Annotated in this window: 23 protein-coding genes, 1 pseudogene and 1 riboswitch; of the genes and pseudogenes, 10 read left to right on the top strand and 14 right to left on the bottom strand. The window is 66.4% G+C overall.

Going from position 1 to position 25,986, the window contains the following annotated elements; all coding sequences use genetic code 11:
- Positions 1-118: 118 nt before the first annotated feature.
- Together panC and panB are read right to left on the bottom strand one after the other, a co-directional pair.
- Entirely contained in the window at positions 119-982 is an 864-nt protein-coding gene (panC, locus tag HK401_RS02755; protein WP_181273105.1) for a pantoate--beta-alanine ligase, read from the bottom strand.
- Positions 982-1,920 carry a 3-methyl-2-oxobutanoate hydroxymethyltransferase gene (gene panB, locus HK401_RS02750; protein WP_181273104.1) on the bottom strand — a complete coding sequence of 313 codons (939 nt, stop codon included), beginning with the start codon at positions 1,918-1,920 and terminating at the stop codon, positions 982-984. Before panB ends, panC begins: the two co-directional genes overlap by 1 nt.
- Before the next feature lie 329 nt (positions 1,921-2,249).
- Here panB and nadA point away from each other — a divergent pair, with 329 nt between their 5' ends.
- The 6 genes from nadA to HK401_RS02720 all read left to right on the top strand — a co-directional run bounded on the left by nadA (position 2,250) and on the right by HK401_RS02720 (position 8,414).
- Positions 2,250-3,533 (top strand): quinolinate synthase NadA, encoded by a 1,284-nt coding sequence (gene nadA / locus HK401_RS02745; RefSeq protein ID WP_181273103.1) that lies wholly within the window; start codon positions 2,250-2,252, stop codon positions 3,531-3,533.
- Positions 3,533-5,407, top strand: coding sequence for an L-aspartate oxidase (nadB, locus tag HK401_RS02740; protein ID WP_181273102.1), 1,875 nt, complete (start codon positions 3,533-3,535; stop codon positions 5,405-5,407). Before nadA ends, nadB begins: the two co-directional genes overlap by 1 nt.
- A complete protein-coding gene (gene nadC / locus HK401_RS02735) occupies positions 5,401-6,294 on the top strand; it encodes a carboxylating nicotinate-nucleotide diphosphorylase (protein ID WP_181273101.1) in 894 nt (297 codons plus the stop codon). Before nadB ends, nadC begins: the two co-directional genes overlap by 7 nt.
- A 1-nt stretch (position 6,295) precedes the next feature.
- Positions 6,296-7,456: a cysteine desulfurase family protein gene (locus HK401_RS02730; RefSeq protein ID WP_181273100.1), complete on the top strand. Its 1,161-nt coding sequence runs from the start codon at positions 6,296-6,298 to the stop codon at positions 7,454-7,456.
- Positions 7,457-7,582: 126 nt separating this feature from the next.
- Entirely contained in the window at positions 7,583-7,798 is a 216-nt protein-coding gene (locus HK401_RS02725; RefSeq protein ID WP_181273099.1) for a hypothetical protein, read from the top strand.
- Positions 7,799-7,889: 91 nt separating this feature from the next.
- On the top strand, positions 7,890-8,414 hold the full coding sequence (locus HK401_RS02720; protein WP_181273098.1) for a DUF1648 domain-containing protein: 525 nt from the start codon (positions 7,890-7,892) through the stop codon (positions 8,412-8,414).
- Between the two features lie 84 nt (positions 8,415-8,498).
- On the opposite strand, the gene HK401_RS02715 is transcribed toward HK401_RS02720, so the two are convergent.
- Complete coding sequence (locus tag HK401_RS02715) at positions 8,499-8,885, bottom strand: thiaminase II/PqqC family protein (protein WP_258233922.1); 387 nt, start codon at positions 8,883-8,885, stop codon at positions 8,499-8,501.
- A gap of 416 nt (positions 8,886-9,301) precedes the next feature.
- On the opposite strand from HK401_RS02715, the gene HK401_RS02710 reads away from it, so the two are divergent.
- From HK401_RS02710 to HK401_RS02695, 4 genes and pseudogenes are all read left to right on the top strand, one after another.
- Positions 9,302-9,604 (top strand): hypothetical protein, encoded by a 303-nt coding sequence (locus HK401_RS02710; RefSeq protein WP_181273097.1) that lies wholly within the window; start codon positions 9,302-9,304, stop codon positions 9,602-9,604.
- Positions 9,605-9,886: 282 nt separating this feature from the next.
- Positions 9,887-10,519: a NucA/NucB deoxyribonuclease domain-containing protein gene (locus HK401_RS02705; RefSeq protein ID WP_181273096.1), complete on the top strand. Its 633-nt coding sequence runs from the start codon at positions 9,887-9,889 to the stop codon at positions 10,517-10,519.
- Between the two features lie 7 nt (positions 10,520-10,526).
- Complete coding sequence (locus HK401_RS02700) at positions 10,527-11,141, top strand: hypothetical protein (protein WP_181273095.1); 615 nt, start codon at positions 10,527-10,529, stop codon at positions 11,139-11,141.
- 43 nt (positions 11,142-11,184) lie between these two features.
- Positions 11,185-11,499, top strand: a pseudogene (locus HK401_RS02695) (transposase); the annotation flags it as partial.
- A gap of 300 nt (positions 11,500-11,799) precedes the next feature.
- Here the strand turns inward: HK401_RS02695 and HK401_RS02690 are convergent.
- The 11 genes from HK401_RS02690 to HK401_RS02640 all read right to left on the bottom strand — a co-directional run bounded on the left by HK401_RS02690 (position 11,800) and on the right by HK401_RS02640 (position 25,807).
- Positions 11,800-12,540: a TenA family protein gene (locus tag HK401_RS02690; protein ID WP_181273093.1), complete on the bottom strand. Its 741-nt coding sequence runs from the start codon at positions 12,538-12,540 to the stop codon at positions 11,800-11,802.
- 123 nt (positions 12,541-12,663) lie between these two features.
- Positions 12,664-13,533: a bifunctional hydroxymethylpyrimidine kinase/phosphomethylpyrimidine kinase gene (gene thiD, locus HK401_RS02685; protein ID WP_181273092.1), complete on the bottom strand. Its 870-nt coding sequence runs from the start codon at positions 13,531-13,533 to the stop codon at positions 12,664-12,666.
- Entirely contained in the window at positions 13,530-14,351 is an 822-nt protein-coding gene (gene thiE, locus HK401_RS02680; protein ID WP_181273091.1) for a thiamine phosphate synthase, read from the bottom strand. The genes thiD and thiE overlap by 4 nt, the downstream gene beginning before the upstream one ends.
- Positions 14,348-15,262 carry a hydroxyethylthiazole kinase gene (thiM, locus tag HK401_RS02675; RefSeq protein WP_181273090.1) on the bottom strand — a complete coding sequence of 305 codons (915 nt, stop codon included), beginning with the start codon at positions 15,260-15,262 and terminating at the stop codon, positions 14,348-14,350. The genes thiE and thiM overlap by 4 nt, the downstream gene beginning before the upstream one ends.
- A riboswitch (TPP riboswitch) is annotated at positions 15,250-15,383 on the bottom strand. It overlaps the preceding gene by 13 nt.
- 179 nt (positions 15,384-15,562) lie before the next feature.
- Positions 15,563-16,774: a sugar ABC transporter permease gene (locus tag HK401_RS02670; protein WP_181273089.1), complete on the bottom strand. Its 1,212-nt coding sequence runs from the start codon at positions 16,772-16,774 to the stop codon at positions 15,563-15,565.
- Complete coding sequence (locus HK401_RS02665; protein ID WP_181273088.1) at positions 16,771-17,595, bottom strand: ATP-binding cassette domain-containing protein; 825 nt, start codon at positions 17,593-17,595, stop codon at positions 16,771-16,773. The genes HK401_RS02670 and HK401_RS02665 overlap by 4 nt, the downstream gene beginning before the upstream one ends.
- 150 nt (positions 17,596-17,745) lie before the next feature.
- Positions 17,746-18,840: a substrate-binding domain-containing protein gene (locus tag HK401_RS02660; protein ID WP_181273087.1), complete on the bottom strand. Its 1,095-nt coding sequence runs from the start codon at positions 18,838-18,840 to the stop codon at positions 17,746-17,748.
- A 70-nt stretch (positions 18,841-18,910) separates the two neighbouring features.
- A complete protein-coding gene (locus HK401_RS02655) occupies positions 18,911-20,005 on the bottom strand; it encodes a LacI family DNA-binding transcriptional regulator (protein ID WP_181273086.1) in 1,095 nt (364 codons plus the stop codon).
- A 308-nt stretch (positions 20,006-20,313) separates the two neighbouring features.
- Positions 20,314-22,881: a GNAT family N-acetyltransferase gene (locus HK401_RS02650; protein ID WP_181273085.1), complete on the bottom strand. Its 2,568-nt coding sequence runs from the start codon at positions 22,879-22,881 to the stop codon at positions 20,314-20,316.
- Entirely contained in the window at positions 22,878-24,329 is a 1,452-nt protein-coding gene (locus tag HK401_RS02645; RefSeq protein ID WP_181273084.1) for a lysine N(6)-hydroxylase/L-ornithine N(5)-oxygenase family protein, read from the bottom strand. Before HK401_RS02645 ends, HK401_RS02650 begins: the two co-directional genes overlap by 4 nt.
- A complete protein-coding gene (locus HK401_RS02640) occupies positions 24,326-25,807 on the bottom strand; it encodes a pyridoxal phosphate-dependent decarboxylase family protein (protein ID WP_181273270.1) in 1,482 nt (493 codons plus the stop codon). The genes HK401_RS02645 and HK401_RS02640 overlap by 4 nt, the downstream gene beginning before the upstream one ends.
- Positions 25,808-25,986: the final 179 nt, after the last annotated feature.

Raw genomic sequence — 25,986 nt, 5'->3', positions numbered from 1 at the left:
AACGCGTTAACAGAATGTTCATAAACTGATCACGATTGCATATCGAAGCGCCGATACAACCGGTCGACGGGCCGCCGGCAAGCGCTCGACCCGCCTGCCGACCGGCACCGACGCGCCGTCAGAATTCGAGCGGAAGATTGTCGATGAGGTGGGTGCCGCCGACGGTTGCGGAGACGAGCAGCAGCGCAGATCCCCGGAAGTCCGGACCGCACGGCTGCAGCGTCGCTTCCTCCACGAGACTGAGATAGATGAGTTCGAGATCCCCGCGCCGAACCGCCTCGTCGATCACCGCCCGGGCCGCGTCTTCGACTTCTCCCGGCAGGCCCCCGCCGGAAGCTTCTGCGCCCGCCCCTCGAGCCACCTCGGCGGCGGCATCGAGGGCGCGCGGAATCGCGAGCGCACGAGCCCGATCGGACGGTGAGAGGTACTCGTTGCGGCTCGACATCGCCAGCCCGTCGGCGTCGCGGACGACGGGCAGACCGATGAGTTCGATATCGAAGTTGAGATCGCCGATCATACGCCTGACCAGGCAGAACTGCTGGATGTCCTTGAGCCCGAACACAGTGAGATCCGGGTCGACGAGGGTGAACAGCTTCGCCACGACGGTGAGCACGCCGTCGAAGTGACCGGGCCGTGCCTCACCCTCGAACACCGCACCCATCCGCCCGGAGACGACCCGGACCTCCGGTGCCGATGGGTACATCTCACCCAACGCGGGAGCGAAGACGAAGTCGACCCCGGCCTCCTCGCACTTCTCGAGGTCTGCGGCGAACGGGCGCGGGTACTGCACGAAGTCCTCGTCCCGACCGAACTGCAGAGGGTTGACGAAGATCGACGTCACGACGAGGTCGGCCTCGGCGCGGGCCCGGGTCATCAGCGCCTGGTGACCCGAGTGCAGCGCGCCCATCGTCGGCACGAGCCCGACCCGACCGGCCTGCCGCGCCCGCCAGGCCCGCAGCGCCTGGATGCCGCCGACCTCCATCAGTCGAAGCTCCTCTCGGGTTCGGGGAAGACTCCGGACTTCACCTCGTCGACATAGGTCCCGACCGCCTCGGTGAGCACGGAATGGAGATCGGCGTAGCGCTTGACGAACCTCGGCGCGCGTCCCGTGCGCAGCCCGGCCATGTCCTGCCACACGAGCACCTGCGCATCACAGTCGGCGCCGGCACCGATGCCCACGGTCGGAATGTCCAGCTCGCCGGTGACCTGCCCGGCCAGACCGGATGGCACCATCTCCATGACCACGGAGAACACACCCGCCTCGGCGACGGCCCGAGCATCCTCGAGCAGCGCATCACCGGCTCCGCCGCGACCCTGGACCTTGTACCCGCCGAGGTTGTGCTCGGCCTGCGGGGTGAAGCCGATGTGCGCCATGACGGGGATTCCCGCGTTCGTGAGCGCGCGGATCCGCGAGGCCATCCGCACCCCGCCTTCGAGCTTGATCGCGTGGACGCCGGCTTCCTTCATGAACCGCACGGCCGTGGCCACGGCCTGTTCGTCGGAGACCTCGTAGCTGCCGAAGGGCAGGTCGGCGACGATGAGGGCCCGGGACGTCGCCGAGGCGACCGCGCGGGCCAGAGGAATGAGTTCGTCGACGGTGACCGGCAGGGTCGTGTCGTGGCCAAAGACGTTGTTCGCCGCCGAATCGCCGATGAGCAGGGCCTCGACGCCGGCCTGCTCGAACAGCGCGGCCGTGTACTGGTCATAGCTGGTCAGCATCGCCCAGCGTCGACCTTCGGCCTTGGCCTTGATGAGGTCGAGGGTGCGGATTCGCCGAGGTGGGGCCGCCGGTGCGCCACCCGCGTCGCCTGCGCCGCGGGCAGTGGTCCCGGAGGGCGCGGTCGCTGCTCCGCCGTACGGGGACGGCTCTTCGGCCGAGGTGGTGGATGCTGTCTGGTTCGAATGTGCCGCTTCGGGCATGAGAATCCTTCGGAAGTGCGATGTCGTCAGTGTCGGCGCGGGCGGGGTGAGGCCTGTGCTCCGGTCGGAAGCGACAAGTCCTCTCACGGGGCGCCCACCGCAGTGCGCATCGACTCGGTTTGCGAGCCAGACCACAGCCTAGATCATCCGCCGCCTCCACGGCCATCTCCCCGGCCATCTCCACAGCAATCGTCGGCGCCGCGCCCACCAGCACCTTCGCCGCGCCGATGCGGAACCCGGAGTTGTGCATTCCACCACCGCAGGATTAAGCTCAAATCTGCGCAAAGCATTAAATCAACTTTGCGCAAAACTTGGAACGAAGGACGATGATGACCACGACAGCTTCGATCGAACTCACCCTCAAGGACATCTCTGCCGGCCGCAAGGGCGACGACATGTGTTCGACGGAGCTGCTCGATGCCCCGTGGGACGTCGACGAACGTCCCGGCTACGGTCCCGGCGCCTCGCTGTCCGACCCGATCCCGGCCCTCGCCCCGCGGCAGGGCGAGATCCCGGAGGAGTACAAGCAAGCGTCGCCTGAGGAGCTCGACGCCCGCATCCGCAGCGCCAAGGCCGCCCTCGGCGATCGGGTCGTCATGCTCGGCCACCATTATCAGCGAGTCGAGGTCGTCGAACACGCCGACTACATCGGCGACTCGTTCATGCTTGCCCAGGCCGCCCAGCATCACCCGGAAGCCGAGGCCATCGTCTTCTGCGGCGTGCACTTCATGGCCGAGACTGCCGACCTGCTCTCGAAGCCTGAACAGTCGGTCATCCTGCCCAACCTCGCCGCCGGCTGCTCGATGGCCGATATGGCCTCGATCGACCAGGTCGAGGACTGCTGGGAGCAGTTGGCCGAGGTCTTCGGCACTGCCCCGGACGCTGACGGCCGCGTGCCGATCATCCCCGTCACGTATATGAACTCCTCCGCCGCGATCAAGGGCTTCTGCGGCCGCAACGGCGGCATCGTGTGCACCTCGTCCAACGCCGAGGTGGTCCTCGAGTGGGCCTTCGAACGCGGACGGCGGGTCCTGTTCTTCCCCGACCAGCACCTCGGCCGCAACACCGCGGTGAACATGGGCATCGGACTCGATGAGATGCCGCTGTGGAACCCCACACGCCCACTGGGCAACAACACCGCACAGGAGCTCACCGATGCCCGCGTCATCCTGTGGCAGGGATTCTGCTCCGTGCACAAACGCTTCACCCCCGCCCAGATCGCCAAGGCCCGGACCGAGCACCCCGATGTCCGCGTCATCGTCCACCCCGAATGCCCGCGCGAAACCGTCGAGGCCGCCGACGAGTCCGGTTCCACCGCGTACATCACCAAGGCCATCGCCGAAGCGACCGAGCCGACCACGTTCGCCGTCGGCACCGAGATCAACCTCGTCCAACGGCTCGCCGCCGAATATCCCCAGCACGAGATCTTCTGCCTCGACCCCGTCATCTGCCCGTGCTCGACGATGTACCGCATCCACCCCGGCTACATCGCCTGGGTGCTCGAATCGCTCCTCGCCGGCGAGGTCGTCAATCAGATCTCCGTCGACGCCGAGGTGGCCGAGCCTGCCCGCGTCTCCCTCGAACGGATGCTCGCAGCGAAGCCTCGGATCTGATGAGCACGAATCCGCAGCAGACGTCCCCGCCGAACTCCTCCCGCCCGATCGCCGAAGCGACGGGCCGGGTCGTCATCGTCGGGACCGGGATCGCCGGGCTGAGCGCGGCCCTGTCTCTGGCCGGTCGCCACGAGGTCACCGTGGTGACGAAGGGCAGCCTCGGTGAGTCGAACACCGCGTGGGCGCAGGGCGGGATCGCCGGTGTCATCGGCACCGACGACACCGTCGAATCGCACATCGCCGACACTCTGTCCGCCGGGGCCGGGTACTGTGACGCCGAGGCCGTGCGCACCCTGTGCGAGGCCGGCGGGGAGGCGATCGTCGCCCTCGCCGAGGCAGGGGTCGACTTCGACACGGATCCGACCGGGGCATGGTCGCGCGGGATGGAGGGAGCACATTCGCATCCGCGGATCTTCCACGCTGGAGGTGACGCGACCGGACAAGCCATCACCTCGGCCCTGACGGCACGGTTGCGCACCGAGGTGGCCGCCGGCCGAGTGAGGCTGCTTGAGCACACGATGCTCATCGACATCACGACCGAACACGACGCCACCACTTCAGGCGTGACCGCCGAGGAAGGCACCACCACATCAGGTGTGACCACGTCCGGTGTGACCACCGAGGCGGGCACGCCCGAATCCGACCGTGCCACCGGTGTCACCGTCCTGCGCGAGGGAACCTTCGAGCGGCTGGAGGCCGACGCGGTCGTGCTCGCCACCGGAGGTGCCGGGCAGGTCTTCGCCCACACGACGAATCCGGCTGCGGCGACCGGCGACGGACTGGCCGCGGCCATCCGGGCCGGCGCACAGGTGCGTGACCTCGAGTTCTTCCAGTTCCACCCGACCGCGCTGAACGGCTCCGGGTTCCTCCTCTCCGAGGCGCTGCGCGGGGCCGGCGCACTTCTGCTCGATGAGCACGGCCGCCGGTTCATGCCCGGGGTCGACGAGCGCGCCGAACTCGCCCCGCGCGATGTGGTGGCGCTGGCCCTGCACCGGACCTCGGCGGCTCAGGACGGTCGCCCCTGCTTCCTCGACGCCCGTAGCGTGCCCGACGTGTCCGCGAGATTCCCCAGCATCACCGCAGGTCTGGCCGCTCACGGTCTGGACCCATCAACCGACCTCATTCCCGTCACTCCGGCCGCCCACTACTTCATGGGCGGGGTGGTCACGGACCTCGACGGTCGCACGAGCATCGACGGTCTCTTCGCCGTCGGTGAGGTCGCGTGCACCGGAGTCCACGGCGCGAACCGGTTAGCGTCGAACTCGCTGCTCGAAGGAGCGGTATTCGCCGGCCGCGCGGCCGCTGTGATCACCTCCCAGCTCGGCAGCACCGGGTCGGACTCGTCCGGAGGCGACCTCGCTGTCGACGGACCACCGTTGATGCACCGCGTCCATGAACTGCTGCGCTCCCCCACCCGTGCATTGCACCGTCCCATTCACGAATTGCACCAGACGGCACTGACACGAACCCAGCTGCAGGCTCTGAACTGGGACAACCTCGGTGTCGAACGCACGGCCACGGGCCTGCGGACCCTGCTCGACCGCCACTCCCACGCAGACCTCCCGCACGAAGAACTCCCGCACCGAGACCTTCCTCACGAGTCGCTCATCGAGGCCTACGAGACCGCGAATCTCGCACTCATCACCGAATATATGGCTCGACATGCGCTGGCACGGGAGAACAGCCTCGGCGCACATACCCGCACCGATTCCCTCCCCACAGCCGACGGCTCACGGACAGACGCCGACGGCACACGGACAGACGCCGTCGACCCACGCGCCGAACGCACCGACACTGCGCACCGCACCGACCCCGCGCACCCAACCGACATTGTTCCGACTCACCCCGCACTTCAGGAGGCCGCCGCATGCTGACCACCGCGACCATCGACGCCGCGCTCCGGCTCGCCCTCGACGAGGATGCCCCCTGGGGCGACATCACCGGGGAGACCTTCATCCCGGCGACCGCCTCGGCGAGGGCCGAGCTGCGCGCACGGGAAGATGGAGTGCTCGCCGGCATCGAGGTCTTCGCCCGCGCGTTCACCCTGATCGACCCGTCGGTCGCGGTCGACCTCGCAGCAGCCGACGGCGACGCCTTCTCGGCCGGCCGGCTTCTCGCCACCGTCACCGGCCCCGCCCAGGCGGTGCTGCGGGCCGAGCGGATCGCGCTGAACTTCTGCCAGCGCATGAGCGGCATCGCCACCCAGACCAGGGCGTATGTCGACGCAGCCGCCGGCCGTGCCCGCATCGCCGACACCCGCAAGACCACACCGGGTCTGCGTGCCTTCGAAAAGCACGCGGTCGTAAGCGGCGGCGGACACAACCACAGGTTCGGGCTCTCGGATGCGGTCATGGCCAAGGACAACCACCTCGCTGTCCTTGCTGGTGAGGGCCGCAGCATCGCCGATGCTATCCGCGACGCCCGAGCCCGCCTGCCGCACACGACGACGATCGAGGTCGAGGTCGACCGCCTCGGTCAGATCCCGTACGTCCTCGACGGCGGGGCAGACATCATCATGCTCGACAACTTCACCACCGACCAGTTGCGCGAAGGCGTCGACCTCATCGCCGGCCGGGCGGTCGTCGAGGCCAGCGGCAACGTCACCCTGGACACGATCCCGCAGATCGCTGACACCGGTGTCGACGTCATCTCCTCGGGAGCCCTGACCCACAGCGTGCGCGCGATCGACCTCGGCCTCGACCTCGTACTGCACAACACCGACCCAGCGCCCGCCGACCTCGCCGCAGCACTGGAGAACTGACGTGGACGAGGCCCGACTCTACCTCGACACCGCCTCGGCGGCCCCCGTGCGCAGGGAGGCCCTCGAGGCAGCGTGGCCGTATCTGGCCGGTGCCTTCGGCAACCCGTCGAGCCACCACGAATACGGGCGCCTCTCCTCCGAGGCCCTGACCGATGCGCGTGCACGGGTGGCGCGGGTGCTCGGCATGCGGGCCACCGACATCACCTTCACCAGCGGCGGCACCGAGGCGGACAATCTCGCGATCATCGGCATGGCCCTCGGTGCACGGACGGCGGCCCCACCTCGGCGACATATCGTCACCTCCCCCATCGAGCACGAAGCGGTGCTCGCCTCGGTGGAATTCCTCCACCGGATCCACGGATTCACCGTCACCGAGGTGGCTCCGGACTCCGATGGCACGATCGCGCCCGAGGCCCTGGTCCGGGCGATCCGCCCGGACACCGTGCTCGTGAGCCTCGGTTATGCGAACAATGAGATCGGCACTGTCGCCGACGTCACGAGCCTCGCCGGCATCGCCCACGAGGCGGGGGCGCTGTTCCACACGGATGCGGTGCAGGCCGCCGGCTGGCTGCGCCTGGCCGGGCTCGACGTCGACGCGCTCAGCCTGGCCGGGCACAAGGTGGGGGCTCCGAAGGGCATCGGGGTCGCCGCGATCCGTGCCCGCATCCCCGTCGAAGCTCTCATCCACGGCGGCGGTCAGGAGGCGGGGCGCCGCTCGGGCACGGAGAACGTGGCCATGGCCGTCGCGTTCGCCACCGCCCTCGAACTCGCCGAGGTTGAGCGGACCGAAGCCGCCGAACGTGTCCGAGCCATTCGCGATGATTTCATCGCCGAGGTGGTTCGCGCGGTTCCCGGTGCGTTCCTCACCGGCAGCGCCGAATCGCGCTCACCGAACCATGCGTCGTTCTGCTTCTCTCGCACCAGCGGTGAGGCGGTGCTCCTCGAACTCGAACGCTCCGGCGTCACAGCGTCGAGCGGATCGGCGTGCGCGGTCGGCGACGATGAACCCTCGCATGTGCTCACGGCGCTGGGGATCGCTGCGGAGGTCGCGCAGACGAGCGTGCGCTTCACCTTCCCGTCCTCGATCACGGCCGAGCAGGGACGAGCCGCGGCCCGCGCCGTCGTCTCGGCCGCAGAGAGTCTGGCTTCGACGTTCGCCTGATTGCGACCTCACCGACGAGTGACTTTGACCACGGTGCGCTCAGCAGGTGGGATAGCCCCTATCTTTCTCCGTGATTTGGGGTGACACTGAGAATGTCGAATAGAGCCGGGTGTGGAGGGGGCCGCCATGGATCTGCTGATACTGTTCGTGATCGCTGTGATGTTCACGACCGTTGTGTTCTTCATCGGTCGGTTCGCCTGTCCGAAACATGACCGCGTCCCCCTGATCGAGGTCGACCACGTGCTGCTGTGGACGACGTTGCGCCGCGGCTGGCATGCTCTCGGATCCTTCGGTCCGATGACGCACTACCCGGACGACCCGGCAGGCACCGCTCGCGCGTGAGGTCCTGAGCCACTGAGCTACGTGTTTGGCGCCCTGAGCCGCGCGCGTGAGGCCCTGAGCCACCGACTTCCCCTGTTGTTAGAGTGGCAGGATGCCTTCCTCTTCACAGCCGCGCCGGAACTCGCCCGGAGAAGTCGCCGCGCTCGTCTTCGCCGTCGGTTCGATGCTCGTTCTCACCGGTGCAGCGGTGTGGTTCTGGATTGTTGCGCCCGAACCGGTGCCCAGTCATCTCGATGCCGCGGGTCGGGCCGATGACTGGTCGTCGAAGGCAGGAACCTTGGGAATTCTGCTTCCCCTGGGCCTCGGCATTTCGATGGTCTTCTCGATCCGGTGGATCTGGGAGCGAGTGCCGGCGGCATTCCTCAACATCCCGCACAGAGACTACTGGCTCGAGGCGGGCAATCGCGACTATCACTTCGACTGCCTCATGGAGTTCATGCGCATCACTGCGGGGCTCGTCGCGCTGCTGTTCGCCTCGGTGCTCGTCATCATCATGCACGAGGCGCGCAGCTCGATGATGCCAGAGTGGATGACGTTCGTCCCGACCGCGGTCTTCCTCATCGCAACGGGATTCGCCGTGTGGCGACTCCTCCACAGGCTCCGCCCGCCGAGATGACCGATGGAGCCGATCGCGTCAGACGGTCGCGTCCTGCGGCAGGAAGACGGAGACGTCCCAGTTCTGCATCGCATGCGCCGAGGCCTAGAAGTGCAGTTCGTACACGCACGCCTGTTCGAAGGCCGCGCGCATCCGGGAAGCCTCCTCGCTCGGGGCCTTCGCGAGTTCCTGTTCGAGGATCTGCACCGCGTGGCGGGTCGATTCGTCGAAGTCAGGCGAGTCGTAGGTCTGCACCCAGGTGCGGTACGGGTGGTCCTCGGTCATCTGTCCGGCTTGTTCGACGAGCACCTTGCCCATGTGGGCGTAGACCCAGAAGCACGGCAGCACACCGGCCACACCTTCGCCGTAGGAACGGCTGGCGGCCGTGGCGATGAGGAAGGACACGTAGCCGAGCGTCGTCGGCGAAGCCTTGAAACGGAAACCCGCCTCGATGAGCTCGGTCAGGGCGCTCTCGCCCGGTGTCGTGGCCATTATTGCCTCTCAGTCAGTGATGGTGTCCGTTGCTGACAACGACGGGTAGAGGTGAACGCCTGTCGGTTGCACCTATTCGGGACTCTGCTGGGCGGATGCCACCATCTGCTCCAACGTCGCGGCATCCGGGCACGGCCACGCCACTGCATCGCCGCCGCCATCCCGGCAGACCTGGCACACGGTTTCGCCGGTCTGTGTGCCTAAGCTTTCGTCAACTGCCGAGGGAGTCTACAGAAGCGCGTGCCGAGCTACCGCTATCGTCATCAGATTTCTGTGAAATCTACTCCATTTGGGGGATGTCGAATGGGGTGCCGGACGCATACGATCCTTGAGGCCATTCAACCAAACACAAAAATAAGGCAAGTGAATACATGGTAGAAATGAGAGCAGGGCGATTGAACTTCGCTACTGCGACAGTGATCGGACTTCTGGCGTTGGCATCTGGCCTTCTCGGCCCAGCACAGAGCAGCGCTGCTGCCGAGAATGCTTCAGAGGGGCAAGCACCGGCCCAGGAGCGAATTGTCATCGATCCGTCACAGATTGAGGATCAGCAAGGTCTGTCAGCACAAGCGCAATCCGGACAGAGTACGGAACCTATCAAGGCTGAAACAACTTGTTCCAAAGACCCCGATGGGGCAAGCATCTGCGTGACGCTGGGAGAGCAGGAAGATTCTGGGCTGAAACCGCGCGCGGCACTTCCCTTGCCGAAGAATCTTTGAAAGTCCGGGGTGCGATCGTCTGACAGAACTAACGGCTGCGTCGGTGTTCCACTCACGATCAAGCATCATTCTGGGAAGGGAGCAGTGCTAGGAACACTCACCGGGACTGCCTACGTATACCAGTACAGCGCAACTAATCAGACCCGCATCGGAAACCAGCTCACACTCGTGACCTCAAAGACATCGGGGACAGGAAATCAGTTCTCGATCGTCGGCAACACACCCAAATGCAGCGGAAGTTGTTCTCGCACGGGAGCTCTAACGTCGCTGGTAGGAAAGGCGTTGAAGGCTCGAAAGACTCTCAGCGCCGAAAGCTATTACAACTGGACTGGCAAATCAGCCCGCACGAATCAGAACCTGTCGTGGAACCTCACAATCAAGCACCCAAGAGTCGCACAGGTGCTGCCGTTCAACTATGCCGGAGCGAGCCCAGTGCGGTGCGATAGAGAGTACAAATCAATATCCGCCGGATGCATCATGACGAAGGGCCAGGTCGCAATCGGATATGACAGGGCTTCTCACCCCAACTTCGCCAAGCACGTCACCGATGCACAGAAGAGCGGACTCCCCGGGAAATCAACGGCGCTCAAGAGGCTGAAGCCGGGACAGTCGTCGGCCAAGAACCGCTCAAAGGCTTGCCCGTCACGGCTCAAGCGACCGTCCGGTTACTCATGCGACGAATACCCGTTCGCCTCGACCCAGCAAGGCGCCTATTACGGCGGTGGCACAGGGCGCACGTTCAGCCAATGTAAGATCTCCGATAAAGCGGATCCGGTCGATGCTAAGGGTGGAAAAGGATACAGCGCATGTATGATTCCCCAGAAGGAAAATTCCGCGGCAGGGTCTGAGCTCAGCAAGTTCTTTAAAGAGAGCCGCGTCCTGACAGGCGATTCATTCTTCGTCCAGATTCTTTAAGAGGCAGATGACTGACATGTACAAGCAGGTAGCCCAAACTGAAAACTGGAGACTCGATCTGCTTCCTCTTGTGGCGACGGACACGTCCGACACAGTTCTCGGAGGAACGGTTTCGATTGGCGACGAAGGTGGTATTGGCCTGCACACTGGCGCGATGTACGGGCCAGTTGACGCAGTGTTCGAAGTTCTCGACCACACCCCAGAAGGCCCGGCCCAGGAATGGGAAGATATCGTCGAATTCAGTGCGCGAGCCGCCGAGGCAGCACCTTTGAAGCTGATCGGCATCTTCAGCGACAGTGGCGAAGCCGACGAGCCTGCCCCTGACGCGGAAATGCTTGAAAGCGGTCGAGACTATCGAGTGCGGATTCATGTGCGAGGTCGAGATGAGTCGGGTAGCGACGAACTGATTGAACCCGACAGCCCTCCGAACGATCATGTGCTTGTGCAGGTGTGGCCGTCTGAGGCACATGAACCTGAGGTCATAAAGATGAGTTCGGCAAAAGCCGGTGATGATGATGGAAACTCGGAGACTTTCAGCGGATCCGGTTACGTCACTCTCGGTATGGGCGATCCGGACCGCGAGGATCTGATTGCACAAAACCTCAGGAACGCTGGGAATTAGGGCATGTCTCCTTTATGTGAGGTCTTCGGACTGACACGCTGGATTGGTGACTACGCAGCAACGACACCGAATCTTCACTGACGAGCAGTGGGAGAATATCGAACCACTCCTGCCCTCGAACGTCGGCAAAAGAGCCCGACCGTTTGAGAACAACCGCCGAATCGTCGAAGGAATCGTCTACCGCTACCGAGCTGGCATCGCTTGGCGTGATCTGCCACGCGAGTACTTCGGGCCCTGGCAGACAGTGTGGAAACGTCACCGCCGCTACGCCGCTGACGGCACCTGGGACCGCGTCCTTGCTCAGGTGCTTTCCGATGCTGACGCTGCCAGTGACATCGATTGGAACATCTCCGTCGACTGAATCGACTGCCTCCTGCAATTCCTGCGAATCACCGCCGGCTGCATGTCGTTACTCTTCGCCTGGCTTCTCCTCAGCATTCTGCTCACCGGTCTCGGCATGCAACTGCCGGGGTCAGCCATGTGGGCCGGAACTCTCGCGTTCCTTGTGTGCGTCGGACTCGCAACCTGGAACCTGGTCCGCCGACTCACGCCGTGAGGTTGATTGCCAACATCGGTCCCACCTCGGTACTGGCAACACGCCGTTTCCGACGAGGCCGACCGCTTCCGATCACCGAGGTGGCCGACTGAGACGACCGCGTCAAACGGTCGCGTCCTGCGGCAGGAATACCGAGGCGTCCCAGTTCTGCATCGCGTGCGCCGAAGCCCAGAAGTGCAGTTCGTACACGCAGGCCTGTTCGAAGGCTGCGCGCATCTGGGTGGCCTCCTCGTTCGGTGCCTTCGCGAGTTCCTGCTCGAGCATCTGCACTGCGCGGCGGGTCGATTCGTCGAAGTCTGGTGAGTCGTAGGTCTGCACCCAGGTCCGGTACGGGTGGTCCTCAGTCATCTGACCGGCCTGTTCGACGAGCACCTTACCCATGTGGGCGTAGACCCAGAAGCACGGCAGCACACCGGCCACGCCTTCGCCGTAGGAGCGACCGGCAGCCGTGGCGATCAGGAAGGACACATAGCCGAGCGTCGTCGGAGAAGCCTTGAACCGGGAACCCGCCTCGTTGAGCTCGGTCAGGGCGGTCGCCAGCCGCGAATCGGCGAGCAGCTCTTCGTGCATTCCCTCTTCCACGGTGATCGCCTCGGCGGCCGAACCCGCCCAGAATCGGGACTCGTCACGGTCGACTGTCTTCGCGGCCAGGAATGACATGGCCTTCGCATAGCCGTTGAGGTAGAGGCTGTCCTGGGAGATGTAGTTGACGAAGGCCCGCGCGTCGAGGCTGCCGTCGGCGAGCTGAGCGAGGAACGGCAGGGCCTCGATCTCCTCGACGATCGGGCGGACACGGTCCCAGAGCTGGGCGGTCAATGGTCCGGCGGAGAAGTTGACGGTCATGGGAACTCCTTTGTACTCGTGCGACGTAAGTGTGTTCGTGTGCTGTGTGTTCGTCTAACGTGGGACGGTGATTCGCAGCGAGGTGAGCGCTGCTCTGGTCTGATTTGGTCAGGTCTGGACTGGTCAGGCGGGTCGGCCGCGGACGATGTCGACCTGGTGGTCGACGGGTCCGTGCGCTCCCTCGGGATCGAGGCTGACCTGCCAGTCCGCCGCCGATTTCAGGGCCCTGGCGAGGTAGTCGAGGGCATTGCCGACGGCCTCGCCGAGGAGATCCGGTCCGATCGCTGCACGTTCGCGGCCGAGGACGGCCACCTCGGCGGTGATCGCAGCCGAGAGGGTGCACCCGGTTCCATGCGTGTTCGCGGTCGCCACGCGGGGGTGGGTGAACTCGCGGATCTGCCCGTCGCGGGTCGCGAGGATGTCGAACACGTCCCCGTCGCTGCCGTGCCCGCCCTTGAGCAGGACGGCGCCAGCCCCCCGTTCGAGGAGGCGAAGCGCCTGGTCACGCATCTGTTCGGAGGTCTGCGCCTCGGGTTCGTCGTCGGACAGAAGCAGGGCCGCCTCGGGGAGATTGGGGGTGATGAGGTCCGCCACGGGCAGCAGGTGGGTGCAGACCGCGTCGACGGCATCTGCCTCGAGGAGGCGGTGGCCGGAGGTCGCGACCATCACCGGATCGACGGTGTAGAAGCCGAGCCCGCCCTCGGCGGCGCGGGCGACGACCAGCTCGACGAGTGACCGAGTGCCGAGCATCCCGGACTTCGTGGCGTCGACGGGCATGTCGGTCAGCACCGAGTCGAACTGGTCGGCGACGAAGTCATCGTCGATCGGGTAGACCCGGGACACCCCGTGTGTGTTCTGCGCGACGAGGGCGGTGATCACCGTCGTGCCCAGGGTCTTCCGAGCGGTGAAGGTCTTGAGGTCGGCGTGGATGCCGGCGCCACCGCTGGGGTCGGTGCCGGCGATGGACAGGGTGATCGGCGGGCGTGTGCTCATGCTTGGTGCCCGTCCGATGCGTCATTCCATGAGGATGCGTCACTTCCCATGGCCGACTCATCACCGTCGGCGAACGCTGCGAGCAGCGCTTCGGCCGCGGCTCTCGGATCGTCGGCCGTGCAGATCGCCGAGACCACGCAGATCCCGATGAGTCCGCGTCCACGCAGCTCACGGGCTCGATCGAGGTTGATCCCGCCGATCGCGACGGCCGGGATTCCGACTTCTGCGACGAGTTCGCCGAGGCGGTCGGGTCCGATTCCCTCGGGTGCGTCGGCTTTCGTGGTGGTGTCGAAGACGGGTCCGATGCCGACGAGGTCGACGACGCCGGAGTCGCGGGCGGCGGCGAATTCGGTGCTGTTCGCGGCCGAGAGACCGATGAGCGGTGCTTCGCCTAGGGCGGCGCGCACCTCGGCGACGGTGGCATCGGTTTGGCCGACGTGGACGTGGATGTCCTCGCCTTCGTCGATGAGGCGGCGGGCCACCTCGACGCGGTCGTTGAGGACGACCGGCACGGTGCGGTCGGTGCCGCGGGTGGCGGTGTCGACGGCGGCGATGACCTGGCGGGTGAGCGAGTAGAAGTCCCCGTCGTCGATGTCCTTGTCGCGGACCTGGACGATGCCCACTCCCCCGGCGACGGCGGCCTGCACGGTCTCGGCGACGGTGCGGCCGGCCGCTTCGCACTGGGCGGAGTCGGTGACGAGGTAGAGGCGGGTGTCGATGCCGGCGAAGCGGTCGGTGGCGTTCTCCTGCGCACTGGTCGCGTGCGCATTGTCGGCGAGATGGGCGTTGTCGGCGATGTGCGCGGATCCGGCGGTCATGCTTGGACGCTTTCGCCGGCATCGAGCGTGCTGAGGCTCACCCGCGCCTGCGCGAGCTGGTCGCCGGTGACGGCATGGAGCGCGTCGAGGAAGTTCACCGAGTAGCTGCCCGGTCCCTTCGCCCCGTCGGCGGCGAGTTCCCCGGCGACCGCGAAGTGGGCGTGCGCGGCGACGACGGCTTCGAACCTCGCCCAGGCGGCTCCACCGTCGGCGGTGTGCTCGCCTGCGTCGACGGCCGAGGCGCCGGCATCAGGATCGGCCAGTCCGCTGCGGGCGGCGGCGAGGTAGGCGCCGGTGACGGCACCGAGGGAGCAGCCGGTGCCGATGACCAGCGGCATGAACTCGCAGCCTCCGTCGATGCGTGCGACGTGGTCGGTGCCGTCGATGTGGGCGACGACGGCGTCGGTGGGTCCGGAGACCGCGACGATCGCGCCGGTCTTTCGCGACAGTTGAGCCGCGGCGGGAAGGACGGCGTCGACCTCGTCGGTGGAGTCGACTCCGCGTCCGCCGAGGCCGACTCCGGCCAGTGCGGCGATCTCGGAGGCGTTGCCGCGGATGGCTGTCGGGTGGTCGGAGGCGGCGCGGCGGATGCGGGAGGTGCGGAAGTCGACGGCGCCGACGCTGACGGGGTCGAGGACCCAGGGTTTGCCGGCGGCGTTCGCGACGTCGATGGCGGCGTCGGCGGCGAGCAGCTGATGGTTAGAGGCGGTGCCGAAGTTGATGAGGATTCCGCTCGCGATGCCGGCAAACTGTCCGGCGTCGGCCTCGTGGTCGAGCATCGCCGGGGAGGCACCCACGGCCAGGAGCACGTTCGCGCTGAATTGCTGCACGACGGTGTTCGTGATGCATTGGATGAGCGGGTTGGACGCACGCAGTCGTGCTTTGGCAGAACGCAGGTCGAAGTCAACCATGACGATCCCTTCGCTAGTATGGCCCAGATCAGGTTCGATGGGTGTTCTCTCAGCCTCGGTGTCCTCCGTGCGCAGCTCTTCGGTGCGAACGGATCCTCATGAGGCACCCCATGTCATTGGCTCCGACTGTATCAGCCCGGCCGAGGCACGGCGACCACGCGCCTCGCGCTTCCTCCCAGTTGACCTATTGTCCTGAGGCCACTTCGCCGACCGCTCAAGTCAGCGACGCTGTACCGCGCTATGCGGTGAGCGGTCGGCGGCAACTTGAGCGGTCGGCGAACTGCGGACGACGGCGACCACCTATCCCCGGCCCACGTACCTCTGGCCGCGGCGGCTGAGCGCATCGATGACGACGGCGGTGAGCAGGACGAGCGCGGTGATGATCTGCTGCGCATCGGAGTTGAAGCCGATAAGGTAGAGACCGTTGTTGATGGCACCGACGACCAGGGCACCGAGCACCGCCGCCCACGCAGTGCCGCGACCACCGAACAGCGAGGTGCCGCCGATGACGGCGGCGGCGATCGCATTGAGCAGGTCCTGTGTGCTCACCAGCGTCGATCCCGCATTCGTCGTCACGCCGGTCTTGATGAAACCGAACAGTGCGGCCAGGACTCCGGCGGCCATGAACACGCTGATGCGCACCCAGGTCACGCGGATACCTGCTCGCCGGGCAGCCTCGACCTTGCCGCCGACAGCGTAGATCGAGCGGCCGTAGCGGGTCTTGCGCAGCACGAGGTCGATGACGATGGCGATGACGATCATGAGGAAGAACGGCATCGCCAGCCCGAAGTCCTGGTTGACGAGGATGAGGAACCCGAACACGATCGCCGCCAGCAGCACGATGCGCACGATCACCGAGGTCCAGCCCGGTGCATCCAGCCCTTCGCTGTGCCGACGCAGCTTCGAATAGATGATGCCGGCACCGAAGCCGATGATCGCGATCGCACCGAACACGTACGCCCAGATCGCCGGAAAGTAGAAGCTGGCGAAATCGAAGGCGAAGGTGTCCGACATCGACAGGTTCTTCTGCGTGCCCAGGGTCGTCAGCGTCAGACCGGTGAACGCGAGGAGACCGGCCAAGGTGACGACGAACGCCGGAATGCCGACGACGGCGAAGAACCAGCCCTGGATCGCACCGACGACCAGCCCGAGCAGCAGCATGATGATCAGTGCAAGCGCCGGCGGCACACCTTGCCGGACGACGAGCACACCGAGCAGCGAGGCGGCCAATCCACCCAGCTGCGCCAGCGACAGGTCGATCTCACCGAGCAGCAGGATGAGGTTGATGCCCAGCGCCAGGATCGCGAGGAACGCCACCTGGGTGGAGAGGTTGACGAGGTTGGCCGGAGAGATGAAGTTGGAATCGGCCGATTGGAAGACGATGACGATGACGACAAGAGCGAGGATGACCGGGAACGACCCGAGCTGGCCCTCTTTGACGCGGCGGACGAACGTACCGACGAGTCCTTCGGAAGAGATCCTCTCGTCAGTGATGAAGGAATTGCGGGTCATCGACGTTCACCCCTCCGTGCCGCGCGCTTGGTCACGACGTTGTCACTGGCTCCCGTGATCGCGGCCACGAGCACATCTGTGCGTTCGTCACCAGGGAAGTCACCGGCGTCCTTGCCCAGGCGCAGCACGTGCACCCGATCGCACACGGCCTGCACGTCGGCCATGTTGTGGCTGACGAGCAGCACTCCCAGGTCGCGTTCCTTCAGCCTCTCGATGAGGTTGAGCACCTCGGCCGTCTGTGCCACACCGAGGGCGGCAGTCGGCTCGTCGAGCATGACCAGGGAGGGTTCGCCCAGCAGCGAGCGAGCGATCGCGACCGTCTGGCGTTGTCCGCCCGACAGCGCCGCGATCGGGACCCGCACACTCGGGATCTTTGCCGACAGGCTGCGCAGCAGCTCCCAGGATTTGGCTTCCATGTCCACCTCGTCGAGCACGCCTCCGCGAGTCTTCTCGTGCCCGAGGAAGAGGTTGGCGACGACGTCGAGGTTCTCGCACAGGGAGAGGTCCTGGAACACGGTGGCCACTCCAGCCTTCTGCGCGTCCTTCGGTGAGGAGAATCTCTGTGCCGCACCATTGATCTGAAGTTCGCCTTCGTCGGCGGCGTGGACTCCGGCGATGACTTTGATCAGCGTTGATTTGCCGGCGCCGTTGTCGCCGACGAGGCCGACGACCTCGCCGCGGCCGACGGTGAGATTGATGTCGGTGAGGGCCTGCACGGCCCCGAAGCGTTTGTTGATTCCGCGCAGTTCGAGCACGGTGTCGCTGCCGCCGCCCGGTGCCCGCGAAGCAGCGGGTGCGGGGTCGGGTGTCTCAGATGTCATCTGTTCCTACTTGTCACTGTCGGTGGTCCGACTCTGGGTGGTCCCGGCTGCCGGCACCTTGACGGGTGCCGGCCGCCGGGACGGTCATGTCGCCTCTGCAGCGCTGCTGAGCCTGTTCGGATGCAGAACGGGCTCAGCTGCAGCGCCGGATCATTTCACTCCGGCGTCCTTGCAGAGCTTCTCGACGCTTCCGGAGCAGATGTCGTCGGCCTTGATCTGATCGCCGACGATGTCCTTGATGTTGTCCTTGGTCACGACCTTGGCCTCGACGAAGTCCGTCGGGGTGTCCTTGTAAGTCGTTCCCGCATCGACGTCCTCTCCGCCTGCGAGAGCGACTGCGGCCTTCGCTGCGAACTCGGCCTGCGGCGGGATCGACTTGTAGATCGTGGCGAACTGATCACCCTTGAGGATGTTCTGCAGTCCGTCGACCTCGGCGTCCTGACCGGTCACGACGGGTTCGACCTTGGCCTTCTTCGTCGCGGCGATGACACCGCCGGCCGTGCCGTCGTTGGCCGAGTAGATCGCGACCGGCTTCTCACCGTTGCCCTGCAGCTGACCTTCGACCCATTGACGAGCGTCGTCGGGGTTCCAGTCGAGGGTGTCGTGGCTGGCGGCGATGTCGACGCCGGCATCCTTGAGGGTCTCTTCGGCACCGGCCTTGAAGTCCGCGGCGTTCGGATCCTTCGGGTCACCGTTGACCATCCACACCGGACCCGATTTCGGGTCGACGCCGGCATCCTTGAGTCCGTCGAGGACGGCCTGGCCCTGCAGGTTGCCGATCTTCTTGTTGTCGAATGAGGTGTAGTAGTCCGCGCCTTCGAAGAAGCGGTCGTAGGAGATGACCGGGATCTTCTTCGCTTCGGCCTTCGACAGCGCCGAGGACACCGCTGAGGCATCGACCGGGTCGAGCACGATGGCGTCGACGCCTTCGGTCACCGCGGCTTCGAACTGCTGTTGCTGCTGCGTCGCGTCCTGGTTGGCGTTGCGGTATTCGATCTTCGCATCCGGGTTGGCCTCGGCGACGTACTTCTCGAAGTTCGGCTTGTCGAGCGACTCGTACCGAGTGGTCTTCGACTCGGGCAGCAGCAGCGCGATGGTGACGTCTCCGTCGCCGCCGGAGCCGCTGTCGGCTTCGTCGTTGCCCTGGCCCTTCTGATTGCCGCAGCCGCTGAGCGCGAGAGCGCCGATCGCGACCGAGGCACCGAAGAGGGCCAGCTTCCTGTGGGACTTAAGGTTGTGCCTCATTGTGAACCTTTCAATCATTCTGACAACGTTGTCAGGCTGTTGAATATGATTCGCCTATCGGCCCCCGGTGTCAACTGTTTCGCGACGAAAGTCTTCGCGCCTGCTCGGGCAGTTCCTCGCCGCTGCCCCGGGCGATGACGCGAACCGGAAAGACATCTTGTCCCGGCGATGCACCCCCACCGAGGCGGCCGCCCCCCTCACCGACACCCCCACCGAGGCGGCCCTCCCCCTCCTCGGTCGTGCCCCGGAGACGGCGGACCGCCTCGGCGGCCATGGTCTCGACGTCGCGGTCGATGACGGTGACGTCGAGGAGTTCGGCGGCGGGGAAATCGTCGATGCCCACCAGCGCGGGCCATTCGTCGAGGCGGCGGCAGGCGTCGATGGCGCCTTGGGTCAACGTGGCCGAGAGGGTGATGAGTGCGCTCGGGGCGCTCCGTGAACCGAGCCACGCCGCGACGACGTTCTTCGCGCTGGCTTCGTCGTGGGCGTCTTCGCGCATGTACGCCCGCCAGCCGACATCGTGGCGGCCGGTGAAGGCGGATTGGATGCCTTCGAGTCGTCGGGTCGTGATGAGCGAGGTCGAGTGATCGCCGATGACGCCGAGGGCGATGTGCCCGTGCTCGAGCAGCTGCTGGGCGGCCAGGCGGCCGGCATCGACCTCGTCACCAGCAAGGACGCTGACGTCGTCCCCGCTGACCGCAGGGTCGAACGACACGATCCGGATCCCCGAGGCGGCTGCGGCGCGGGCGTAGATGTCGCCGGCGTCGGGGTGGGAACGGACGACGATGATTCCGGACAGGTCGTTGGCGAGACATTCGTCGACGAAGGCCTGTTCACGCTCGGGGTCGTCGCCTGCCACCGTGACCACCGGGCGCAGCTCGACGGTCGCAAGTTCTGCCTCGAGGGCGGAGAACACTCGAGCCTGGAAGGCGTCATCGGCGTCGGTGAGGACGACGCCGATATACGGCGAGCGCCCGCCGGCGCGCAGCCTTTTGGCCGTGGGGTTGAGGCGGAAGCCGAGTTCGGCCGCGGCGTCTTCGACCTTCTCGGCGGTGGCCCGGGCGACGTGCTTCTCCCCGTTGAGGACGCGGGAGGCGGTCTTGATGCTCACTCCGGCGCGGGCAGCGACGGTGGCCAGGGTCGGCCGATCGTTCTGCTTCGCCATGAGCGCGCCTTCGAGTCTGGGGGCTGGTTCGAGCCGCCGCGCAGCGCCGCGCGGTCGAGCATAGGAATGATACTAACCGCTGGCGGACCGAACGGACCGCGTGGCCGGTGTCGCGATGATTCTCGCCTGGCTGATCTGCGGACCGTTGATACCCGTCCCATTGGCATGGTCACTTGCCTTGCTGATCGTCCGGAGACGTACCCAGCAGCATGGCGCGGCAACTGATCACTCGTCGAACTGCTGACGGCAATCGCCGAGGTGGGGCACTGTAACGGTGCCCCACCTCGGCGAGGGAATCGCCCACAGGCTCAACCGGCCACGGGGTTATCCATGGTGCCGGCGTAGAGCAGGGATTCGGCCTGATTGCCGATGTCGACCATCTGCTTCGTGTTCTTCAGCTGCAGGCGGTTGAGGCACGAGTGGGCGAAGGACTCGGCACGCAGGTCGACGTCGCCGTTCACCCCTCCCGCGGCATCCGGGTGCGCGGCTTCGTACTCGTCGAGCACCTCGGCGACGACGGTCCAGAACTGCTCGGCCGGCAGCAGCCCGTCGGCGTCGAGGATGCCCGAGAGGTGTCGCAGGACGCCGTCGAACATGTCGGTGAACACCGACAGCGCCTTCTCCTCCCCCGGCACGACGGCGCGGATGCGCTCGACGGCGGCGGGCAGTTCGCGGTTGCCGAGCACGGCGACCTCTTCGCCGATGTCCTTCATGAACGCCCCGGTCACCGTGTGCTCGTCGAGGACGAGGATGAGGTTCTCCCCATGCGGCATGAACACAAGGTCGTGTGCGAGCAGCGCGTGCACCAGCGGGTACAGGTACGCCCGCAGGTAGGACCGCACCCAGGCCGCAGAATCCTGCCCCGAGGCGCGGATGAGCTCACCGGCGAAGGAGACGCCCTCGTGGTCGCGATGCAGCAGCGCGGCCATCGTGATGAGCTTCTGGCCTGGCTCGATCTTGTCGAGAGGGTTCTCTCTCCACAGGGACGCGAGCATCTTCCGGTGCGGGTTCGTCTCCTTTGTCCGGTGGTAGACATCGCCCGTGTAGCCGAGCGCGGCACGTTCCCGCAGCACCCGAAACCCGGCGCCGGCGAAGGTGTCATCGGAGCCGATGAGGTTCGCGACCCAGTCGTTGATGGCCGGAGTGTCGCGCATGTACTTCGGTGACAGGCCGCGCAGGAACCCCATGTTCTGCACGGCGAGCGCAACCTTGACATACGGAGCACCGGTCCGCGAATGGTTGAAGAATGTGCGCAGCGACTGCTGTGCCTGATGCTTGTCGAGTCCGGCCCCCAGCGGCAGCAGGTCCCCGCGTGCGATGTCCGCGGCGAAAGTGATCGCCAGCCGGTGATCGGCCTGCCACGGGTGGATCGGCATGAGGTGGAAGTCAGCCGGATCCTGCCCTGCCGCCCGAATTCGGGAATCGAACAGCTCCCGTTCGCCGTCGCTGAGAGCCTCGTCGAGGTGGCCGGGCTCATCGAGCCCCTCACCTAGGGAGAGGTGGCTGTGGTCGCGTCTGACGGCCACCCATTCGAGACGGTTGAGTTGTCCGTTCTCGGGCGTCCACTGGCGGAAATCGGACAGTCCGAATCCGATGCGACCGTTGTTCGCGAGGAACCCGGGGTGACCTTCGGTCATGGCCGCCTCGGTGGTCTGGAAGTCTGCGTCGACGAGCTCGCGAGAGTTCGGTCGGCGTCCGGCCCGCGCGTCCTCGAGTTTGTACGCGGCTCCGGCCAGGGTCGAGGCGAGTTCCTCGAGGTACGTCGAGATGAGGTCCTCGGGAATGGCCAGTGCGTCCTGGAGTTCGACGACGAGTTCCTGCGCGTCGAGCGGAACCTCGGTCTCCCCCTGCCGACGGGTGATGCTCGCTTCGTCGATGAGCCAGTGCTCGAGTGGGAGGACGCGGGCGGCGAACGTGTACCGCGTGGCACCGTCGATGCTCAGCTCCCACGCACCCCCATCGGCGTCGACCTGCACCGGGGTGATGAGTCGTTCGTGGGCGAATTCGGACAGAGCCTTGGCCACGAGGTGGCGCTGCACGACGGCGAATGCGTCGGCATTGAGGTGGGCGTAGGCGTCGGGCGCGACACCGTCCTCGTGATCGTCGGATCCGATGAGCGGGGCGAGTGCGCTGCCGGCGAAGTCGGCACGCGTGCACACGCTCACGAGCGCCTGCTTCTCGATCTCGCCCATCATGATGGTGGCCTTCGCGATCGGGGTGAAGCCGGCGGCCCGGTTCTTCTCGATGATCGCGTCGTTCCGGGCGTCGGGTTCGACGACGACGCGCTGACCTGCGCGTCCGCCCTGGTCAGTGGGCCTCAGGCAGAAGTCGATGACCTCGGCCATGATGCGGTCGGTCAGCCCGTGCACGGCCGGGCCGGCCGAGGGTGCGACGAGCAGGTGCATCCCGATGTCGCCGGGCCCGGTGGCCAGGACGTTCTGCGGGATGAGGCTGTCCGGGGTGTAGGTCTCGACGTAGAAACTGTCGTGGCCGTCGACGGAGCCGACCCAGCCGGCATCGTCGGCGGAGTCGCGGACGCCCTCGAGGTAGGTCCGCACTCCGGCTTCGTCGAGGTCGGTCATCATCCAGTAGCGTGCCCGCGGGTGGGTGAGCCAGGCGTGGAGCGCCGACGTGTCCCGGTCGACGTCGAGCGGTCGAATGGTCACCCTCGCCGAGGCGGCCGTGAGCTTGGCAGCCGGGCGCTGAGTCGCCGGGGGCGCGGTCGGATCCGCGGACGGTTCCGCGGACGGTTCCGCAGCCGGAGGCGCGGCCGAGCGCGAAGCCGTGTCCGCACCGTCGGATTCCTCCACCGCGCGGTCCGCGGCGGCCTCGCCTGTGGTGGTGGACGTCGGGTCGGTGATGAGTTCTGTGGTCATGCGTGTGACATCTCCTTGGAGTCGTCGAGTGCGAAGGCGGCGGGCACGGCATCGGATTCGTCGGCCGGTACGCCGAAAGTCTGGAAGGCGATGCGGTTCTCGACCTGATACGGCTCCCTGCCGGTCACCTCGGCGAGCACCACCGAGGCCCGCCACGGACCGAAGCCGAGGTCGGGGGCGGTGACGCCGTGGGTGTGCTCTTCGCCATTGAGGACGTGGATCGTGCCCTCGTCGTTGATCGTGTAGTGGCGGCTGACGTCGAGTCGGCCGCGTGAGTCGAGGCGCACCTCATCGCCGAGCGGGGCCAGGAAGTCCGGGACTCGTGATTTGTATCCGGTGGCCGCGACGACCGAGCCGGACCTGCGGGTGAAGGTCTCGTTCAGCGCCGTGTTGCGGAAGCCGAGCAGATATTCGCCGCTGATCGGGTCGACCTCGGCGGTTTCGAGTTCGGCTTCGGAGACGAGGTTCGTCAGCAGTGTCCGTCCGCCGCGGCTGAGCCGGTAGAGGGTGTCGTGGATGTCGTCGACGAGGTCGCCGGAGATGCCCTTGTACAGGGTGCGCTGCTCGCGGCCGACGTGTTCGCGCAGCTCATCGGGCAGGGCGCGGAAGTGGTCGGTGTACTCCGGGGAGGTCATCTCGAGGGTGAGCTTCGTGTACTCCATCGGGAAGAACCTCGGCGAGCGGGTCACCCAGTCCACACGCACTCCGCGGTCTTCGGCGTCGTCGATGAGGTCGCGGTAGATTTCGGCGGCGGACTGGCCGCTGCCGATGATCGTCACCGCACCGGAATCGAGCAGCGCTTCGCGGTTGTCGAGGTAGTCGGCGGTGTGGATGAGCGGCCCGGCACCGGCCGCGCCCGACACGCCAGCCGGCTGGCCGGATCCGCCGGCCGAACCCGCGGCACGACCCTCGGCGCCATCAGCGTTCAGCCCCTGCAGGGCGGGCGGCAACACCGGCTGTGTGCCCACGCCGAGCACGAGGTGTCGGGCCCGGTAGGTCTCGGTCGTCACGACCGCATCGGAGTCGTCGGTCACCTCGGCGATGGCGGTGAAGATGCCGTCCTCCCTGGTCACGGACACGACGCGACGGTTCCATCGCAGTGAATCGAGCTGGGCGGCGACCCACCGGCAGTATTCGTCGAATTCGGCGCGCAGCGGGTAGAACGACTCGCGGATGTAGAAGGGGTAGAGGCGCCGGCGTTCCTTGAGGAAGTTGAGGAACGAGTACTGCGAGGTGGGGTCGGCCATGGTGACGAGGTCAGCGAGGAACGGCACCTGGATGGTCGACCCCTCGATCATCATGCCCGGGTGCCAGCGGAATTCGGGCCGCTGGTCGAGGAAGACCGCATCGACATCATTGAGCGGTTCTGAGAGTGCGGCCAGGCCGAGTCCGAAGGGGCCGATGCCGACGCCGAGGAGGTCATGGACGTCTGTGGAATGTGCGCTCATGCTGTGCCTCCTTCGGCGGTGATGTGCCGGCCGGCGAGGATTCCGTGGCCGGTGGCGCGGACGAGGTCGAGCACCGCTGTGATGTCGTCGATGCTGGTGTCAGGGTTGAGCAGGGTGAGTTTGAGCCACGGTCTGCCGTCGATGGTGGTGCGGGCGACGGCGGCGCGGCCGGAGCGGAAGAGGACCCGGCGGATCATCGGCACGAGTTCGTCGCACGCCTCGACGCCGGCGGTCGCCGGGGTGAAGCGGAAGAGCACAGTCGACAGATCCGAGGCGCCGAGGACTTCGAAGTCGGCCTGGCCCTCGAGCAGCTGCCGGACGTCGGCGGCGAGGTCGCAGACGGTGTCGAGCATCGACCCGATCTCGCTGGCACCGCGGGCCCGCAGCGTCGTCCACAGCTTGAGTGCGTCGAAGCGGCGGGTCGTCTGCAGAGACTTGTCGACCTGGTTGGGTTCGGCCTCGTGCGACTGCGCCTCGGCTTCGGGGTTGAGGTAGTCGTGGTGGTGGATCGTCGGCGCGAAGAGGCACGCGTCCCTGATCAGCAGGGCCGAGGACGACACCGGCTGGAAGAAGGTTTTGTGGAAGTCGATGGTCACCGAGGTGGCCCGGCCGATCCCGTCGAGCAGGTGGGCACGAGCCGGGGCCCAGAGCAGGCCTCCCCCGTAGGCCGCGTCGACGTGCAGCCACACGTTCGCCGCTGCGCATGCCTCGGCGATGGGCTCGAGCGGGTCGATGACGCCGAGGTCGGTGGTCCCGGCGGTGGCGACGACGGCCATGGGGATCTGGTCGTTGGCCTCGATCGCCAGCAGGGTGGCGTTGAGTGCCTCAGCGTCCATTCGGCCGCTGACGTCGGTCGGGACGGTGACGACCGCTTCGGCGTCGAGGCCGAGGAGGAAGGCTGCGCGGGAGACGGAGAAGTGGGCCTGGTCGGTGGCGACGATCCGCAGCCGGGACAGGAGGTCGGGACGGGCGGACGCGCCCAGGTCAGGGCCGTCTCGGTGAGATTCGGCGCCACCGGCCTCAACGTGTCCCGCCACCTCGGCGAGCACGTTCTCACGGGCGAGGAACAGCGCCTGCAGGTTCGACTGGGTTCCGCCGGAGGTGAAGATTCCGTCGCCGCCGTCGAACCCGAGGTGTCCGCAGGTCCAGTCGATGAGGCGGCGCTCCATGAGAGTGGCGACCTCGGACTGGTCGTAGGTGTCGACCGAGGTGTTGATGGCTGCGAGCATCGCTTCGGCGGCGACGGCAGGGACGGCCACGGGGCAGTTGAGGTGGGCGACGTAGCTGGGGTGGTGGAACCACACCGCGTTGTCGGCGTAGAGGGCGTCGACCTCGCGCAGGGCCTCGGCGTTGCCGACGCCGGGGGTGTCGAGATCGACGGCGTCGACGGCGGCCTGGAGCTGGCTGCGGTCATTCGCCGAGGTGGCCGCGTCGGTGGCGTGGAAACGTCGGCCGAGCGAGTCGACGACGTCATGCATGAGCGCCGTATACTCGTCGGCGCTGTGGGCACCGAGCAGAGCGTCGGTGCGGGAGTCGTTCGAACCCTGAGGATTCGAATCGGCGTGGGGAGTTTCGGGGGTGCGGAGGGGTGCAGCGGGTGGTGCCGCTTCGGTGTCAGAGAGCAGAGAAGTCGTCACTGTGAGGTTTCCTCCTTCGA

This window comes from Brevibacterium oceani, from assembly GCF_013623835.1.
Classification (GTDB): domain Bacteria; phylum Actinomycetota; class Actinomycetes; order Actinomycetales; family Brevibacteriaceae; genus Brevibacterium; species Brevibacterium oceani.
Note: the sequence above shows the minus strand (reverse complement) of the source record. Positions and strands in the feature narration are given on the sequence as shown.

What these genes read in the sequence shown, in the direction of transcription:
- panC (WP_181273105.1), bottom strand. Translation starts at nt 982, where the DNA reads ATGGAGGTCGGCGGCATCCAGGCGCTGCGGGCCTGGCGGGCGCGGCAG.
- panB (WP_181273104.1), bottom strand. Translation starts at nt 1,920, where the DNA reads ATGCCCGAAGCGGCACATTCGAACCAGACAGCATCCACCACCTCGGCC.
- nadA (WP_181273103.1), top strand. Translation starts at nt 2,250, where the DNA reads ATGACCACGACAGCTTCGATCGAACTCACCCTCAAGGACATCTCTGCC.
- nadB (WP_181273102.1), top strand. Translation starts at nt 3,533, where the DNA reads ATGAGCACGAATCCGCAGCAGACGTCCCCGCCGAACTCCTCCCGCCCG.
- nadC (WP_181273101.1), top strand. Translation starts at nt 5,401, where the DNA reads ATGCTGACCACCGCGACCATCGACGCCGCGCTCCGGCTCGCCCTCGAC.
- HK401_RS02725 (WP_181273099.1), top strand. Translation starts at nt 7,583, where the DNA reads ATGGATCTGCTGATACTGTTCGTGATCGCTGTGATGTTCACGACCGTT.
- HK401_RS02720 (WP_181273098.1), top strand. Translation starts at nt 7,890, where the DNA reads ATGCCTTCCTCTTCACAGCCGCGCCGGAACTCGCCCGGAGAAGTCGCC.
- HK401_RS02715 (WP_258233922.1), bottom strand. Translation starts at nt 8,885, where the DNA reads ATGGCCACGACACCGGGCGAGAGCGCCCTGACCGAGCTCATCGAGGCG.
- HK401_RS02700 (WP_181273095.1), top strand. Translation starts at nt 10,527, where the DNA reads ATGACTGACATGTACAAGCAGGTAGCCCAAACTGAAAACTGGAGACTC.
- HK401_RS02690 (WP_181273093.1), bottom strand. Translation starts at nt 12,540, where the DNA reads ATGACCGTCAACTTCTCCGCCGGACCATTGACCGCCCAGCTCTGGGAC.
- thiD (WP_181273092.1), bottom strand. Translation starts at nt 13,533, where the DNA reads ATGAGCACACGCCCGCCGATCACCCTGTCCATCGCCGGCACCGACCCC.
- thiE (WP_181273091.1), bottom strand. Translation starts at nt 14,351, where the DNA reads ATGACCGCCGGATCCGCGCACATCGCCGACAACGCCCATCTCGCCGAC.
- thiM (WP_181273090.1), bottom strand. Translation starts at nt 15,262, where the DNA reads ATGGTTGACTTCGACCTGCGTTCTGCCAAAGCACGACTGCGTGCGTCC.
- HK401_RS02670 (WP_181273089.1), bottom strand. Translation starts at nt 16,774, where the DNA reads ATGACCCGCAATTCCTTCATCACTGACGAGAGGATCTCTTCCGAAGGA.
- HK401_RS02665 (WP_181273088.1), bottom strand. Translation starts at nt 17,595, where the DNA reads ATGACATCTGAGACACCCGACCCCGCACCCGCTGCTTCGCGGGCACCG.
- HK401_RS02660 (WP_181273087.1), bottom strand. Translation starts at nt 18,840, where the DNA reads ATGAGGCACAACCTTAAGTCCCACAGGAAGCTGGCCCTCTTCGGTGCC.
- HK401_RS02655 (WP_181273086.1), bottom strand. Translation starts at nt 20,005, where the DNA reads ATGGCGAAGCAGAACGATCGGCCGACCCTGGCCACCGTCGCTGCCCGC.
- HK401_RS02650 (WP_181273085.1), bottom strand. Translation starts at nt 22,881, where the DNA reads ATGACCACAGAACTCATCACCGACCCGACGTCCACCACCACAGGCGAG.
- HK401_RS02645 (WP_181273084.1), bottom strand. Translation starts at nt 24,329, where the DNA reads ATGAGCGCACATTCCACAGACGTCCATGACCTCCTCGGCGTCGGCATC.
- HK401_RS02640 (WP_181273270.1), bottom strand. Translation starts at nt 25,807, where the DNA reads ATGCATGACGTCGTCGACTCGCTCGGCCGACGTTTCCACGCCACCGAC.